Origin of the sequence: Peribacillus sp. FSL M8-0224 (genome assembly GCF_038003055.1) — a bacterium.
GTDB lineage: Bacteria > Bacillota > Bacilli > Bacillales > DSM-1321 > Peribacillus > Peribacillus frigoritolerans.
Genome location: NZ_JBBOOJ010000001.1, coordinates 1,503,724 through 1,520,761, shown reverse-complemented (window position 1 = coordinate 1,520,761; position 17,038 = coordinate 1,503,724). Strand labels below are relative to the sequence as shown.

Annotated in this window: 14 protein-coding genes and 1 pseudogene; 3 read left to right on the top strand and 12 right to left on the bottom strand. The window is 35.8% G+C overall.

All coding sequences use genetic code 11. The features are described from left to right. Nucleotides 1-96: 96 nt before the first annotated feature. The 4 genes from MKX49_RS07405 to xylA are packed head-to-tail and all read right to left on the bottom strand — an operon-like array spanning nucleotide 97 to nucleotide 3,870. Entirely contained in the window at nucleotides 97-549 is a 453-nt protein-coding gene (locus MKX49_RS07405; RefSeq protein ID WP_340875869.1) for an aldose epimerase family protein, read from the bottom strand. 2 nt (nucleotides 550-551) lie between these two features. Continuing rightward, nucleotides 552-923 (bottom strand): aldose epimerase family protein, encoded by a 372-nt coding sequence (locus tag MKX49_RS07400; protein WP_340875868.1) that lies wholly within the window; start codon nucleotides 921-923, stop codon nucleotides 552-554. A gap of 48 nt (nucleotides 924-971) precedes the next feature. Next, the gene (xylB, locus tag MKX49_RS07395) at nucleotides 972-2,474 is read right to left on the bottom strand and encodes a xylulokinase (protein ID WP_340875867.1); all 1,503 of its coding nucleotides are present in this window, start codon (nucleotides 2,472-2,474) and stop codon (nucleotides 972-974) included. 58 nt (nucleotides 2,475-2,532) lie between these two features. Further along, complete coding sequence (gene xylA, locus MKX49_RS07390) at nucleotides 2,533-3,870, bottom strand: xylose isomerase (RefSeq protein WP_340875866.1); 1,338 nt, start codon at nucleotides 3,868-3,870, stop codon at nucleotides 2,533-2,535. 229 nt (nucleotides 3,871-4,099) lie between these two features. Here xylA and xylR point away from each other — a divergent pair, with 229 nt between their 5' ends. Next, nucleotides 4,100-5,254: a transcriptional repressor XylR gene (xylR, locus tag MKX49_RS07385; protein WP_340878492.1), complete on the top strand. Its 1,155-nt coding sequence runs from the start codon at nucleotides 4,100-4,102 to the stop codon at nucleotides 5,252-5,254. Between the two features lie 525 nt (nucleotides 5,255-5,779). Continuing rightward, nucleotides 5,780-6,187, top strand: a complete 408-nt coding sequence (locus MKX49_RS07380) for a DoxX family protein (protein WP_340875865.1) — start codon at nucleotides 5,780-5,782, stop codon at nucleotides 6,185-6,187. A gap of 158 nt (nucleotides 6,188-6,345) precedes the next feature. Here MKX49_RS07380 and MKX49_RS07375 read toward each other — a convergent pair whose 3' ends face one another. The 3 genes from MKX49_RS07375 to MKX49_RS07365 all read right to left on the bottom strand — a co-directional run bounded on the left by MKX49_RS07375 (nucleotide 6,346) and on the right by MKX49_RS07365 (nucleotide 11,869). Continuing rightward, on the bottom strand, nucleotides 6,346-6,996 hold the full coding sequence (locus MKX49_RS07375) for a class D sortase (RefSeq protein ID WP_340875864.1): 651 nt from the start codon (nucleotides 6,994-6,996) through the stop codon (nucleotides 6,346-6,348). Nucleotide 6,997: 1 nt separating this feature from the next. Beyond that, nucleotides 6,998-8,416 carry a processed acidic surface protein gene (locus MKX49_RS07370; protein WP_340875863.1) on the bottom strand — a complete coding sequence of 473 codons (1,419 nt, stop codon included), beginning with the start codon at nucleotides 8,414-8,416 and terminating at the stop codon, nucleotides 6,998-7,000. A gap of 1,077 nt (nucleotides 8,417-9,493) precedes the next feature. After that, entirely contained in the window at nucleotides 9,494-11,869 is a 2,376-nt protein-coding gene (locus MKX49_RS07365; RefSeq protein ID WP_340875862.1) for a M14 family zinc carboxypeptidase, read from the bottom strand. Between the two features lie 845 nt (nucleotides 11,870-12,714). On the opposite strand from MKX49_RS07365, the gene MKX49_RS07360 reads away from it, so the two are divergent. Further along, nucleotides 12,715-12,963 (top strand): hypothetical protein, encoded by a 249-nt coding sequence (locus MKX49_RS07360; RefSeq protein WP_340875861.1) that lies wholly within the window; start codon nucleotides 12,715-12,717, stop codon nucleotides 12,961-12,963. 347 nt (nucleotides 12,964-13,310) lie between these two features. Here MKX49_RS07360 and MKX49_RS07355 read toward each other — a convergent pair whose 3' ends face one another. From MKX49_RS07355 to MKX49_RS07335, 5 genes and pseudogenes are all read right to left on the bottom strand, one after another. Further along, the gene (locus tag MKX49_RS07355) at nucleotides 13,311-14,357 is read right to left on the bottom strand and encodes an RHS repeat domain-containing protein (protein ID WP_340875860.1); all 1,047 of its coding nucleotides are present in this window, start codon (nucleotides 14,355-14,357) and stop codon (nucleotides 13,311-13,313) included. Nucleotides 14,358-14,492: 135 nt separating this feature from the next. Then, nucleotides 14,493-14,743, bottom strand: a pseudogene (locus MKX49_RS07350) (HPr family phosphocarrier protein). Nucleotides 14,744-14,946: 203 nt separating this feature from the next. Next, nucleotides 14,947-15,585, bottom strand: a complete 639-nt coding sequence (locus tag MKX49_RS07345; RefSeq protein WP_340875859.1) for an AAA family ATPase — start codon at nucleotides 15,583-15,585, stop codon at nucleotides 14,947-14,949. A gap of 115 nt (nucleotides 15,586-15,700) precedes the next feature. After that, complete coding sequence (locus MKX49_RS07340) at nucleotides 15,701-16,567, bottom strand: class II fructose-bisphosphate aldolase (protein WP_057276237.1); 867 nt, start codon at nucleotides 16,565-16,567, stop codon at nucleotides 15,701-15,703. Nucleotides 16,568-16,609: 42 nt separating this feature from the next. Next, a complete protein-coding gene (locus tag MKX49_RS07335; RefSeq protein WP_057276238.1) occupies nucleotides 16,610-17,008 on the bottom strand; it encodes a hypothetical protein in 399 nt (132 codons plus the stop codon). Nucleotides 17,009-17,038: the final 30 nt, after the last annotated feature.

Sequence of the window (17,038 nt, the reverse complement as noted above, 5' to 3'; positions counted from 1 at the left end):
TTCCCTCACTCATTCTACTAACTGCTTTTATCCTCCCTTCCATTGTAAATTTTCATTTCACTAAAACAACATTAGACCATTGAATACCAAAGGTTTTTACTCGACGGTAAACGTAAAACGAGTTTTAGAATGATACTCTTTATTTTTTTCTAATAAAATAGAAGGTAATTGCTGATTATGAATGGCATTTGGCGGATGTTGAGTTTCGAAACATAAGTCAAGGTGTTTTTGACAAGGAATTCCTCTAATTAGAAAAGTATCTTCTAACATATTTCCCGTATATAAAACAACATATGGCTCATTTGTTTCCACTATCATTTTCCGTCCGTTAGAAGGATTAACCAAACAAATTTCCTTTTGATGATTTTCACTTAATAAGAATGGATGGTCATACCCATTTCCAACTATTTCATTTTGTTGATGTTTGGATTTTACTCCTTCAATAATTCGCTTTCCCGCTCTAAAATCAAAAGGTGTATGTTCAACGTCTATTAAATTACCTGTTGGCAGTAAGGACCGATCAAGCTCTAAAAACTTATCACTTTTCATAGTTAATTCATGCTGTAAGATATCTTCTTATTGCCACTCAGATTAAAGTAAGTATGATTGGTTAAATTTAATAACGTATTTTTATCTGAAATACCATGATAGGTTATTATAAGATCATTATTATCAGTGAGAGTGTAAACGACGCTTACCTCAAGATTTCCAGGATAACCAGCTTCTCCATCTGGACTCATATAAGTAAATGTCACACTAGCCTCATCTACACTCTCACTAGTAGAGGATTTCCAGATTACGTTATGGAATCCCTCAGGACCACCGTGTAAATGAGTTCTCCCTTCATTCTCAGCGAGGTGGTATGTAAGCCCCTTTACCAATTCTCTATTTATTTCACCGAAAATTCCCTCTTCTATTTTCATATTACTCTCCTTTTCGAGGAAAGGGATGCATGATTCAAATGCAACCAGTTACTTTCTGCTAAATTGATTCAGCCTTTTGCTTAAGTCTTTTGTTTGGTAATATACCTCTTTATATAAAGCATAAAGTTGTTTATACACTGAAACATTTTCTAATTTAGGTTGATATGTTTTTGAAGTAGATATGAATAAATCTGCGCATTCTTCTAATGAGTTGTACCACCCACATCCATAAGCGGCTAACATGGCTGCCCCTAGCGCCGGTCCTTGCTCAGTAGATAGTTTTATAATTTTCGTGTTAAAAACGTCTGCTTGAATCTGAAGCCAACTATCGTTTTTTGCTCCCCCGCCAATTGATACAATAGACGTAATTTCTTTTCCATTTTCTCGAATAATTTCTATTGATTCATTTAATGAGAAGGTAATTCCTTCAATGACTGCCCTTGTAAAATCCCTCTTTTTATGAGAAGCATCCATTCCTATAAAGCTTCCACGTATAGTAGCATCTGCATGTGGTGTTCGTTCCCCAACTAAGTATGGAGTAAATAGAAGCCCATTTGAACCAATTGGAACATTGTTTATATCAGCCAGTAGTTCTTCAAATGACTCATTTTCAGCAAAATTATCTCTAAACCAACTTAAACTATGGCCAGCAGATAATGTAACTCCCATCGTATAAAAAGCATTTTCTTTTCCATGATTGAAATAATGCACTTTCCCAGCAAAGTCCCTATCATTTCGCTCCTCATAAGAAAGTACGACACCAGATGTCCCGATGCTGCATAACGTTTCTCCTGATGATAGAATACCAGCTCCAATTGCTCCACAAGCATTATCAGCTCCACCCGCAAATACCTTAGTCGATAATGTTAGCCCTGTTTTTTGAGAGAATTCTTCATTAATTGTTCCGACACATTCACTGGATTCCACTAGCGATGGGCAAATGCTGATATCAATGCCCACTAATTGACAAAGCTCTTCGCTCCATTTTTTCTCACCCACGTTCAACAATAATGTACCGGCAGCATCTGAATATTCACTATGAATTAAGCCTGTCATTTTGAAGCGTAAATAGTCTTTAGGCAGCATAAATACAGCTGCTTGATCAAATATCTCCGGTTCATGCTCTTTAACCCATAGCAGCTTAGGTAGTGTAAATCCTTCCAAAGCTTGATTTTTTGTTATTTCTAAAAGACGTTTCTCCCCAATCATTTCATATAGCTGATGACACTGTGCTGTCGTCCTTGTATCGTTCCATAAAATAGCATGACGTAAGAGATTATGATTCTTATCCAACAGTACGAGACCGTGCATTTGCCCAGAATAACTTATTCCATCTATATCTTCTGGTCTTACACCGGATTTGGAGATTAGCTCATTTAAAGCACTAGCAGTCTGCTGAATCCACTCCTCTGGATTTTGTTCACTATATCCTGTTTTTTCATGCAGAAGAGGGTAATTTTTAGAAGCTTCTGCACAGATCTCACCTTTTGTATTAACTAAAACAGTTTTGACAGCGCTCGTTCCTAGATCAATTCCTATAATATATTTCATCTTGATTCCTCCACTTTTATAAAAGAGAGCAGAATTTATTTCTACTCTCTTTTATCCGTTAAACTTCTAAAATATATTGATTTAAGGTGGCTTTTAATCGTTCCTGTCTTCCTGAATTATTCGTAATGTTTGGATTATTCAATGCATACTGCTCAAGTGTTTGGAAGTTGGCTCTTCCTTCAACAATCTCAAGACCAATTCCTTTTTTGAAACTGCTGTAGCGTTCATCAATGATGTTTTCAAAAACACGATCTTCCAATAATTTATGAGCCACTTTTAAACCTCTAGCGAACGCATCCATTCCTGCCACATGAGCATATACTAAATCTTCTTGTTCAAAGGAACCTCTGCGCACTTTTGCATCAAAATTTAACCCTCCACTACCTAATCCTCCATTTTGTAGGACCTCATACATTGCTAAAGTTGTAGAATATAGATCTGTTGGGAACTCATCGGTATCCCATCCTAAAAGAGGATCACCTTGGTTTGCATCCACTGATCCCAAGAAGCCTTGAACTCTGGCTACGCGTAATTCATGTTCAAACGTATGCCCAGCTAAAGTAGCATGGTTAGCTTCAAGGTTTAATTTAAAATGGTTATCTAATCCGTATTGTCTTAGGAACGAAATGGTCGTAGCTGCATCGGTGTCATACTGATGCGTTGTTGGTTCCTTTGGTTTTGGCTCAATTAAGAATTGACCTTTAAATCCAATTTCCTTAGCATAATCTACAGCCATATGCATAAATCTAGCCAAGTTATCTAACTCTAACTTTAAATTTGTATTGAGCAGTGTTTCATAGCCTTCACGGCCGCCCCAGAACACATAGTTTTCTGCTCCTAATTCTTTTGCCGTTTCGAGTCCTTTCTTTACTTGGGCTGCTGCATAAGCAAATACATCTGCATTACAAGAAGTTGCTGCACCATGAACGAAGCGAGGATTTGTAAACATATTAGCTGTGTTCCACAATAACTTTACGTTACTTGTTTTCATATATTCTTTAATCATGCTAACGATTACTTCAAGATTTTCATTCGTTTCTTTCAATGTGTTTCCTTCAGGTGCGATGTCTCGGTCATGAAACGCAAAGAAAGGAACCCCTAATTTTTCGAAAAGTTGAAAAGCTGCCTCTACTCTAGCTTTTGCTAAGTCCATTCCATCATATTTATTCCATGATCTTTGCATCGTAGCTGCACCAAAAGGATCTGTCCCATCAGCTGTAAATGTATGCCAGTAAGCAACTGAGAATCGTAGTTGTTCCTTCATTGTTTTACCGCCTACTACTTCTTCTGGGTTATAGTATTTAAAAGCTAAAGGATTTTTAGAATCTTTTCCCTCATATGAGACTTTGTTTACGCTTTCAAAATAATTAATTTTATTAGTATCAGTTTGAATCATGTGTTACTTCCCCCTTTAATTAAAGTGAAAAACTTTCTTCAGAAATATGAAACGAGAAAGTTTGTTGTGTCAATAAACTAACTTTATTTCATGATATACAAAATAATTAGTTATTTCAATGTTTTTTTTTTAAAATTAACGTTATAATATGAAATATACTATTTCCATACTATATTTTTGTTAAACAAAAAAACACTTAGTCCAATGGTAAAACAAAGGAGCGATTATCATTCCGATAGCAGATCAAGCATTAGTAAAGAAAATGAATCAAAAGTTGATTTTAAATGAAATTTTAAAAAACTCACCAATCTCAAGGGCAGCCCTTTCTGAGATTACAGGGTTAAATAAATCCACTGTTTCTTCCCAAGTAAATGAATTAATTGAAAAAAATCTTATTTTTGAAATTGGAGCAGGACAATCTAGTGGCGGCAGAAGACCTGTGATGCTTGTTTTTAATAAAAATGCAGGCTATTCAATAGGTATCGATATAGGTGTTGATTACCTTAATGGAATTCTAACCGATTTAGAAGGCAACATTATCCTTGAGAAGGCTTCTGACTTGTCTAGCCCTTCAGCTGGTGAAGTGAAAGAAATTCTGTTTGCACTTATACATGACTTTATCATTCATTTGCCCGACTCTCCTTACGGTTTGGTGGGAATAGGTATTTGTGTACCAGGTCTTGTAGATAGCAATCAAAAAATTATTTTCATGCCCAACTTGGAATGGTATATTGAAGATTTGCAACTCTTAATTGAAAGCGAGTTCAATGTACCAGTTTTTGTTGAAAATGAAGCTAATGCAGGCGCATGCGGTGAGAAAGTGTTTGGAGTTACTAAAAACTATGAAAACATCATTTACATCAGTATTAACGTTGGAATTGGAGTCGGAATTATTATTAATAATGAATTATATAAAGGAGTAAATGGCTTTTCTGGAGAAATGGGCCATATGACGATAGATTTTAACGGTCCCAAATGCAGCTGCGGGAACCGAGGATGCTGGGAATTATATGCATCAGAAAAAGCATTACTGGATTATTTTTCTAATGACGAAAAGAATATGTCACGAAAAGAAATTGTTGAACGTGCAAATAAAAATGATGTAGCCGTCTTAAATGCACTCCAGAACTTTGGCTTCTACGTCAGTATTGGCTTAACAAATATTCTCAATACATTTGACGCACAAGCTATTATTTTGAGGAATAACATTATCGAATCTCACCCGATAGTGTTAAATACCATTAAGAATGAGGTTTCTTCTAGGGTAAATTCTCATTTGGAAAGTATGTGTGAACTATTGCCCTCTTCATTAGGAAGAAATGCACCTGCATTAGGGGCTGTTTCAATTGTGATCGAACATTTTTTAAATGTTACTACAAGCTAATCTATTTCAGAGTATAGATGATAGATGTCTGAATATCTTTCCTAACATAACAAGAGAGGTCTTTCTCTACCTAGAGTAAGACCTCTCTTGTTTATTTTCGCCCTTACATCCAGAAAGGATAATCGTATTAAATGAGTTAGGTTCTAGATAAAACAATTTGTTGTACATCCATCATTTGGATACCACTCTCTTTCATCATTAATAATGATTCTTTTGGTTTGGCTCCAGACACAGTTCCTCATCTATATCCTAAGGAGGAATATAATTTCTTTCATTCTTCAACGGAGAATAAGAAGTGGCACCACTGCTATTGGCATTGGAAAAGGAGTGGATTTCTGAAGTCAACTGAATATTTCCCTAAATACCTGAAGGCGAACTCGCTTTTCCTCAAGTTATCCTACAGCCAAGCTTGATTCCTAAAGGATTGCGACACAACTGTTTAAGATTAAGATTTTTTAGAATGCATTAAAAAAAGAAAAGTGGAATATGATTAAAATGTCAATCTAAGGGAGGGAATGAGAATAAATGAAAAAAACAAAAATTATATATTGGATTTTCACAGGACTTTTGGTGGCACTAATGGTTTTGGGTTCTATTCCGGATATAATGTCTGTTCCCGATGCAGTCGCTTTATTTAATCATTTAGGTTATCCTACCTACCTCCTGCCCTTTATTGGGATTGCCAAATTATTAGGTGTCGTGGCAATACTTATTCCAGGCTTTCCGAGAATCAAGGAATGGGCTTATGCCGGTTTTGTATTTGATTTGACGGGGGCTATGTATTCAAGCATTTCAGTGGGCGACCCTGCCAGTGGATGGCTGATTTTCATTATCGGGTATATATTGATAGCCGGCTCTTATATTTACCATCATAAAATATTAAAATCCGCTTCATCGGGCACTTCGAGCAAGAAGAATAGTTTAACAATATAAATAAATTGGCCATGAAAAAACACCGTGAAAGGTGTTTTTTCTAATTGGTTTAAAAGTGGAGGAAGTGACATCATCTTCGCTTTTCTTTCTAATAAGAAATAAAATCAAAAGCGTCCCAATAGGTTTCCTTATTGGGACGCTTTTTTTAGTACATTTGATTAACTTACTGTTTTTGAAGTTAAATACGCGACAAGGATATAGCGTTCAGGTGCTGACCCAATATAATCGAAAGGGTAACAGGTACTGACGGTTAGCGTTGCCCGTGGCTTTGGTACGATTACGGTTCGATCATCCTCATCCACAATTCGAACTTTGTTGACTTTGTATGTGAACTCTCCTGCCGATGTTCTTACTATCAACAAATCTCCTTCGCCCACTTGCCCGAGTTTACGGAATACCGTATCTCTATGACCGGAAAGTACGGAATTGTCATTTTCGCCAGGTAACACACTTCCTGCAAAGTGACCAACGCCTTTTTCCAATTCATCCTCATTTGTGCCATGGAAAATAGGGAGTTTTGTTTTTAGTTTGGGTATATACAGCTCCCCGATTTCTTCACCCGTTTTAGGGCGGACAGGATATAGCTCTTTCTTTGTTGTGTTATTACTTGTTGTTTTATCAATTGTTGGTTTATCACTTGGTGGTTTCTGTACAGTTTCATTTACTTGGCTACTTGGAGCATGAGTCTTGTAAAGAAAGTAGCCTTTTGCAAACTTATACATATTGGATGTTGAAAACCAAACCCCAAATAGAATGATGGCAATTGTACAAGAAAGCAGCAGTAACCGCTTTTTCTTTAATTGTTTCATATTAAGCTTTCCTGATTTTTCGATACATCAAGCTTCCGAACAAGACTAGAAATAGTCCGAAAAGGGCACTAGGCAAATAATTGGAAGCGGTATTTGGCAGTTTAGCCCCTTTTACGGTTTGATGTTCTGAATTAGTATGGCCACTGATTTTTTGTTTTACTGGTTTAGCAACTGGTGCCTTTTCAATGGTCTTTTGTACCTCTTTCGCAGATTCCTTTATTTGTCCGCCTGCATTAGTAAGATTATCAGAATCGACCATATCACCTGTTATTAACAGATCAGCCAAGAACTTCCCGTCAGTATTATATATCGATATTTTCAGGTTAGCACCCTTCAATTCTTCCAATTTCATTAAATCCAAAAGGGATACAGGTGATTCCGAGCCACTTTTCACAAGGGAATAGGAAACATTAAGCTTAAAGATGGAAAGTAATTCTTCATAGATTGAGGCCATTTCAGCAATCTGTTCGGCTGTAAGCTCGGTTGCTACATCAAATTCCTCGAAAGCCATCATGCGGTTGCCCAATTCTTCAAGTTGCTTGACTGTTTCTGGGTTGGAAAGATGGTCTTCCAAAGACATCAAGTGGTCTTCAAGCCGCTGTAGTTCCTCTTCCGTTAGACCGAGTTCCTGCTCGAAAATAGGTAGAAGATCTTCGGCAACTTCGCCATCAATCCCTCCGCCAGTAAGGTTCCAAACAGTTTCTTCAAGATTATCTATGTATATATAATCGTTAATATTTTCACCATTTTCTTTTAACATTTGAATCAAGGCTTGTTTATCCAATCCATAATTCTCATTAAAATAATCTAAGTTGCTTAGATCTGCCTTTATGACGTCACCTAGGAATTCGCTAAGCTCTTCGACAGATTCAAATTCTTCCGTACTAAAATCATAGGGTTTCAATGACGCTTCGATATCTTCTTGTGTTACTTGGAAGCCTCTTTCCTTGCTAACCTTGGCTAAATAATTGACTAATTCTTTGTCAAAGTTCGGATCGCGTTCAAAATCGCCCTCTTCTGTCTCTTCTGTATAGAAATAAACAGTTTCATCGAGGTCCCAGATAAAGATATAATCGTCTAGTTCTTCGCCATTTTCGTGTAATAGATTAATTAGGCTCTCTTTAGTTAGATTATAATCTTCATAAATGGCATCTAAATTACTCAAATCAGCCTTAATAACTTCGCCCAAGGCTTCTTTTAGATCACCAATAGATTCAAAGTTCTCAATACTTTCATCGTAAAAAGAAAGAGATGTTTCAATATCATCCTTCGTCACTTCAAAACCCCTGACAAGGCTTACCTCTTTTAAATACTTTGTAAGTTCTTTCTCAAAATTCTTGCTTGGTGCCGCCGATGCTAATTGCGGGAATAAGCTAATCAACAACGTAAATGAAACTAAAATGGTCCACAGTTTTTTCATACTTTTCTCCTATTCATAACATTTCATATGTTTCTAGAAAATTATAAGGTAATAACAATAATTTAACAATGAAGTTATTTTTTCCAATAAGGAAAAATTGCTATATTACTTACTTTGCAAACAAACTTTTTAACAGTATTTACATTTGTTTACGTAAATCTATCCGTATTTCTTCCTATTTAATATATTGAATACAAAAAGAGGGATTAAAGCACTCCCGCTACTGTGACTCCAGATAAAAGAATTATTAATATTTTAGGGGAAACATAACTTAGCTCAAGCAAAATGAATATAAATTCACCACCGGGCTACATCAATTTCAAGTAAAGTAGTCAGTCTATAAGTATCAGACCTCATATCCTATAAAGTTTACGCTTAGACAAAGCGAAAAAAGACATACTCGACCCTGGAATGGGTCGAGTATGTCGGAAACAGCTATCCAGCTTAATGCTCCTTCTTCTACAACTAGACAAAAAACTACAGGTTTTTTATCATTATTAATCACCGGTATTAACTACTGCTACTAAACCGCTTGAGAGATTTAAAATGAGTGTTTATTTAATGAGGTCCCCGTATCATATCTAAGACTACTTAAATAAAAAAATGAATCAGGAAGTTAAGCAGTATTACCTGATCCATTATTATTATTTTATTTCCTTTATTGAATTCCTTTTACCTTATTAAATAAAGAATATAGATATTTCACGCAAAGATAAATTGTTTACCATCTTTCACTCCTTTGAAATTATCTAGGTGTACTCACCCGTACAAACCTCCTAGGGCCGATACGTCGTTTAAAACATAAAAGGAGAACGACAGCCCCCTTTGCAAGTTAATTATTTTGTTCGCTAATCCAATCATTTAACTTCATCTATAATGATTTCTGGTTAGTTAATCCATATCCAGCTTATGAATTATAAGAGTAGTCACCATTTTTAATCGGCTAAAAAACTACTTATTGTCCTTCAGGGATTTTGCAACAGATGATTTAAAAGTAATGAGTTCAGAGCAAGCGTTCAGCATTTTTTAAATTACCAAAGCCGAATTCATTGCTGAATCCGGCTTTGGCTAATCCTACTATTTTTCGAAAATTGCATTAGATAGAAGACGGAACAAGTAATCCGGGTGGTCGCGGAAACCTGCTTCTAACCCAATAAGAGTTACATCTTTATTCTGTTCTTTTACGATTACGGCTTGGCCCTTGGCGGTTATGTTATTTTGCCAGTGACCAGCTACGAAGAAATTATCTGAATCTGCAAGGGTCGCGACAATTTCATCATTACCAGTATCCGTGAACCATGTTGGACGATAGACAAATCCGATATCATTTTCTCCATAACCTGCTGTTAAACCAGTTCCCTCATAATCGACTTTTACGATACCATTACTGTTGGAACCTCCTACATTAATGATGTCGTCTGTAAGACCGAGTGTTTTAGTTGCTCTAGATGCACCAGCACCTACAGCTATATATTTGCCTCCTTCATTTAAGAAGCTTTTCACATTGTCTTTAAATGCATTAAGTTGCCCGGCGTTCTGTAATCCAAATTCTTTATTAGCTTCGGAAAGGTTAGTAGAAATGAGACTTTCCGTTCCACTATAGACAAAAATATCAAAACCGTTAAGGGGATTTTTAGCCACTTCGACTGGCGTAACTTCTGTCACATCAAAACCTAGTCTTTTCAAAGCAAGCTTTGTTCCTGCGTGTGATTTCTGTTTACCCATACCTCCATCCTTTAATATAGCCACTTTTAAAGACGTAATAGCCACTGCATCTGCTGGTACATCAGCAGTTCCAACCTGTAACCCAGATTCTTTCACCGCTGCTGATACCTGATTAGCTACTGTTTTTGCAAAGAAGTTACCTTGTGCATCACGTACAATAGGTATTCCTTGCTTAAGCAATCTATTTACTAAATTTACCGATTTGACAGAGCTGTTCGGAATCATAAACGGTCCTTTTCCTGAAACCTTGCCTTGACCTGTAATCTGGTTTACTTTCGTTGCATTGACTTTAATAGGATTTTGTGTGGCTACTGCCTCGAATCCCCAAAGCTCCGGTAAGCTCCATGCGGAAATGTCGTACATTGCTGGGGTATCGTTCGTGATGTCTTCCCCATCCCAGAGCATCGTGTTTGCTAATCCGGCTTTCGCCTGGTCCATCTCAACGAGATAAGTTCCTTTTGGATATAACACTCCATCCGCTTCAAATGCATTCACAGCTTGAACAACTTCAATATCATTATTGATCAAATGATTTACAGCCTTATTCGTAACAGTCGGATCCTTAGGGTCTAGTGGAAGTATGTAGGCTTTTGGAAATAACCCTTCCTTATGAAAAGGATGGTCAAAGTTAATTCCTCTTTTAAAAACTTCAATTTGATCAGTAATCATGGATTGCTTGTTGGCTGTTGCAAATTTCAGTGCTCCCATAATCGAATTATACATCCATCGTACGCCGTCCCAATCATTTGTTGGAGCTTCTAATGTATGACCGTAAGCACCATGATACATCGCATACATTGGTGTGAAAATTGGTGGGTAATCATCCCAGCCAGCGGAGTCATCGCGCAGCGGAATATAGGTACCTTTCATGTTTTGATACAAGGATCCTGAATAGTTCTCATGATCCTTCATTATTTCCGCTTCCATCGCTTCTGCCTGTTTATAGGCCCATTTTCCGTATAAGTCATACTCGTAATTAGGATTATGCGGTGGCGTACAAGGCTCAATTAACCCCTGCAGATTTGGCTGATAATTCTTCACATAACCATGAGTATCAAGGAACACCATCGGGTTCCATTCTTTAATGAGCTCAACCATCTCTTTCGTTTCTGGCTGCGATTGGGTGATAAAGTCACGATTTATGTCAATTCCTTCGCCATTAAAGCGGGTGGCATCAATACGTCCATCAGGGTTTTGTACGACATTGAAAATAAGAATATTATTCTCTAAAACGTCTTTGGTTGTTTCATCATTTTGGGTAGCAAAACGTTCAATTAATTGAAGGATTGCATCGCTTCCGACAAATTCAGTCCCATGAATAGAACCATTAATCATGATTGGAACTTTAAAGTCAGGATTATTGGCAACCCATTCTTGAGCTTTGCCTGGATTCTTAAACATTTGCTTTCTAAGTGCCTTCACTTTTCCGAACTTTCCTTGTGTTGTTGGGTCGGCAATCGTGACAACATAGAGTGGGTTTCCATCAGCTGATGTTCCACGGACTTCAACTTTCACACGGTTTGAAAGTTTTTCAATCTCTTTTAATTTGGAACCAATTTGTGAAAATTTCACAAAGTCATAGTTTTCGCTATTAAACTTGCTTCCGTCCTGTTCCTCATATGTATTCAGATTTGTCCATTGAGGTTTCTCAGCATGTCCAGAACTCCACGGTATTACTGTTAGTAAACTCACAGCCATCAGGCCGGATAATGCTTTTTTCTTTTTCATCCTAAAACCTCCAGTATGATTTTTTTGTATATATCCCACCAAGTCGTTCAATGTTTATTTTATTGGGATTCGCTCTCCTATTGCAGCACTAGTTTCGGAAGGTCAAATTTATGTAGTGTTACTTGCTGGGGGAGCTTATCAAATTTTATAAAGAATATTTTTATCGATGTGGTTTGTTCAACGTTATAAAATTAAACCGCTTTCAACAGGATTTGTTCAGCCCTTTAGCGAGTCATTTCGTGTTGTATTCAATTAAAATATGTATTAATTAATTAACACAATACCTAAACCCGCATTGGCTACTGTAGCTGATTAAATTCCTTTCTAGACTAATTAATTTCTCCTTTTCTGCACCCTACTAATATTTTAAATTTCCATACATGTTTAAGAGTATCGCCTCCTTATTAAGAAATAGTAACCCGCAAACTTAGATAACTGTTTTTAATATTATACACTTATTTTGGTGCGAATTAAGAATTTTCAGTTAATAATAATTGAATTTTTTCTCCTTTTTTCATACTTCAGAAACATAATATTATTTACAAATAATTTCCATGCGCTAAATTGATAAAACGTGGTCATTGTTTTAAAGATGGTAATAAACGAACTTCTTATTTAGCAGTATTCACCTTCTTAGATTTGAACGGCTAAGATTTAATCGTTCCGGATGAAGAAGTCTTTAGTTTTATCATGCTCATAGCAAACGATAAAACGAGGCCGCCATTTAAAGAAGCGGTGTATTAGGTTGAAGCTCATATGCATAAACAAGAAGAATAGTCACTTCCGGTAACAATCGGAGGTGGCTATTTTTGTGTTCTCATTTAAATAGAAGAGGAGTTTTCCAAATGAATTACAAAATGATACTTATGTTATCCGCTGATACTCCGGAGCAGTCACGCTCGACCGATGTAGACAAAGTTATGCTAGCAACTTATGAACAATATTGTTTCCAAGGTTCTAAAGATTATATATTGTCACATAGATTACAGGAACGTAGTCGTGAAATAGATTCTTTCCCTTTCCCTCTACTGATAATAAAAAAAACGTATAACCCCATTGCTTTCACAAAAGAATTATACGTTTTCCAATTATAAACTTTAACAAATTTACTTTTTCTATTAGTTAAGACCTAGACCTAAACATTTATCTATAATTTTTAGTAATAAATATAAAACAACTGATTATAACTAAAGTTCAATCAACTTGATTTCTCATACTATAAAAAACACAATAAATGATAGTCAGTATGAAAAGAATATAAGAAGAAATCATCTTTAACAATTTTGGTATGAAGTCTAGAATATCTGTAAGGGAAAAAACTATTAAACACACCACTGGTAATAAGCATATTAACCATATATATTCTTTATTTCTAATTGTTTTAACCATAGTTATTATTATAAATACTGCACCAATCACTATATTAGACAATTAAACCACCTTATCGCTTTCTTTTTTTATAACTTTTAGCTCCTTTATAGTAAGCACGACCATAAGTATAAATATCGCCACCCCAGGCGGCAGGTCCTAGGATCCCTCTTCTTGCTACTTTGAAAGCTAATCTACTTGGCTTACTCTTCTTCAATACCCTACCTCTGGCTTTCTTTACAGACTTTTTATTCTTCCTGTAAGCGTTAGTCGCCTCATATGCGCCACCAGAAGCTCTTCCAACAAACCCACTATAACCATCACTCGTATATGATTTTTTTAATGCTTTCATTCCTTTTTTATGGGCGTACATGTGTCTTTTATTTCCAGTTAAAACTAATGTCATCCCATATGCCCTTTCCCCATCAGGATCAACCAACATAACTGGATTATTAACTGCGTAAGAATAACTATTTTGAGTAATTGGATTCTCTTTTTCTCCCAGTTGGGGATCTAATGTTAAAAACCTTCCAATTTCAGAATTATAATAACGCTGTTGTAAATAATAAAGCTTCGTTTCAGAATCATATCGATATCCTGCATAACGGAATGGTACCTGTGAGGTAAAATTACCGGATTCCTTTAGCTGGTTGCCCCATGCATCGTATTCAAAACATGCCACTACTGTTCCTGCAGCATCTGTTACTGAAGTAATATCTCCATGTGCATTTGCATGGAATGTATAGGTTTTTCCGGACTTCGTCATCGTTAGTGGACGGTTCCCGTTGTCGTAAACATATGATGCAAGAACTGCTCCACTTTGATCTGTTTCGAGTACAACATTGGCATTCTCATCATACGTATAATTAACAGTTGTAGATACTGTTGTTTTGCTAATGCGTAGTCCTTCTGAATTATACTGATATTTGGCAACCGTAGTCGTTCCTTCTTTGACCTCTACTAACCGGTCTTCCGCATCATACACTAATATCCGCTTTCCATCATTGGTTAAATTCCCATTTTTATCATGTGTAATGGTCGTCCGGTTAATAGAGGAAAGCTGATTCGCTGCATCATACGTATAAGAATTTGTATCCGGGTGCCACTTTGTATCGCTCAATTAAATAAGAGCAAACCCATTTACGATTTGCTCCAGAGAAATATTTTTATTAAAGGAATGCCTTTGATTTAGCTAAATTTATTATTCGCATTTTCCATTCAGGGGAGAATTAGATTATCGAATTTGAAACTGATTTTATACACCTAGGCCTTCTATTTTCATCATTTCATCAATATTAGACAGCGCTTCTTCTGCATCATCGCCTTGAACAATTATTTAATTGTTTCTCCCTGCGGGATTCCTAGCGAGATTACACCCAAAATTGATTTTAAGTCTACCTGTTTTCCTTTATACTCAAGGATCACATCTGAAGAAAATGGCTTAACCATATTAACTAATAAGGTCGCAGGTCTTGCATGAATTCCAGAATCGCTAATTATGAATATATTTTTTCAACCATTTTTATTCCTCCATCTTTAAAAAACTCTTTTATTTTATAAGTGAAGAAATTCGATAATTCTCTTACTTTGTCAGGACATTCTCTACAGTAAAATCGTATCCTTCAAGCCCTTAAATTCTGCACCAAGGGTTATATGCTCAAAGAGAAGAATAATATTAATGAGATTAAAAAGCCCCTAAGTTTTGGATTTTAAAATTCTTTGCTAGTTCCAGAAATGTACATTTTAATGTACCCCAGTCTTATATCTTCCAACAACATAGAATAATTCACTTTTGTAAAATCTGATACATCCACTTCATATAAAGTTCCTAATTCAAACGTGTCATATCCTCTCGTTGTACATCTTTTTATAAATTCCTCATAGTTCAATAAGTTATCTGCAATACTTCTATCAGCTAACTGATCCCCTTTTTTGTAGGAAGTTACGATATGACTCAAATGCCTTGTCGGATCCAAATCTCGCTTTTTTTGTCGTTCAAACAATACATCTAAATCTGCAATTAACCGAATAGTAACAACCTCATAACTATATCTTTCTACTAATTGCTGAATATGAGGCTTTTGTTTTTGACTAAAAGGATAATCAGACATAATATTGCTACCTACTTGCATTTGCTGTTCCATTATTTCAAAGTACTTCGCCCATGCTATCTTTTCTATCTTCTGCTTTTCTTCTAGATTACGATAACCATACATATCACAATAATATTCTTTCAAGTCATCCTGAGAAAGATTATAAAATGACCCTAATTTACTATTGAGGATATTACTTAAGTAGGTTTTTCCTGTTCCAGGTAAACCTGCTAATAAGATTAAGACTTGATCCATCTTACCACCTCATATCTAACGAATAAAGAAAGAGTACAAGGAATTCCTAGTACTCTCTTTATTAGCCACATCTTCACCAACCCTTATGAAAAAGACTAATGAACTTTTTATGTCATTATTTTACTTGGAGGGTTCGGTCTTCTTTATTCATGAAGATTCCAATTTTATGTTTGACAATTTCTTTTACTGCCTGATTACATGGAATAATATTATGTCGTAATGATTTCGTTACTTTTGTTTCTCCGAATGTTTCTTTCGCTGTTTTCGTCCATGTTACTAACAACTCAGTACCTACATTAAATTTACGAATCCCGTTATTAATTAATTCATGTACATCCATTTCATTAACACCTGTACCCCCATGAATAACTAAAGGTACATCTACTACAGCGTTGATTTCTTTTAATAGTGGTAGATTTACTTCTGTTTTAGATTTATATTGACCATGATTAGTACCAATGGCAATGGCCAAAGCATCTACCCCTGTTGCTTTAACAAACTCTTCTGCATCTTTTGGGTCAGTATAAACCTTATCATTCTCATCTACATGAATCCCTTCTTCAGTACCGCCAATAGTCCCTAGTTCGCCCTCTACTGAAACACCATATTTGTGTGCATATTCTACTACTGCTCTTGTTTTCATAATGTTCTCTTTGAATGGTAAATGAGAACCATCAAACATCACTGATGTATATCCTTTATGGATTGCCTCTTTAATATCATCAAAATCCCTTGCATGGTCTAAATGCAATACCACATCTACCATTTCATTTGTGGCCATCGTTTTACATACAGCAACAATATTTTCATGACCAATGTATTTCGCAGTATCTATACTTGTTTGAATAATAATTGGTGCTCCTTGCTCTTTTGCTGCACGGATCATATCAGGTAACATCTCTAAATTATGTGCATTAAATGAACCAACTGTATAATTCAATTCTTCAGCCCTACGTGTTACTTCTTTTAATGTTGTATACATGATCAATTACTCTCCCTTTATACTAATCTTTTATTTTCTTCCTTATCGAACACCACGAGTAACCTCTTTAGAAACTTGCATCATTTGATCCATTTTCTTTAGATATATCTGTAATAATTCTTCATTATTCACTTTTGCTGCTTCTGCACGCTTCTTGTTATAAAGTTTTAATAAAGTTTTGTAACCATTACCTAATGACTTTTTGGCCTGAATACTTTTTTCTAAAGAATCAATAGCATGATCTTCTTCACCAAGTTCATTAAATGCTAAGCCAATCTCCTCATAAATTTTTGCTTGTTTTTCTCCAGCTACTTGATTTACTTCTTCTTTTTTAAAGGAAATGGTACGTAATAACTCTTCTTTTCGTTCAACTGTTAACAATACCTCTTCGGTTGTTTCTTTTTTCGGTTCTTTAGGTTTTTTCTTTCCAAATCCAAACATTACTTGTGCCTCCTTTTCTCTACCTACATC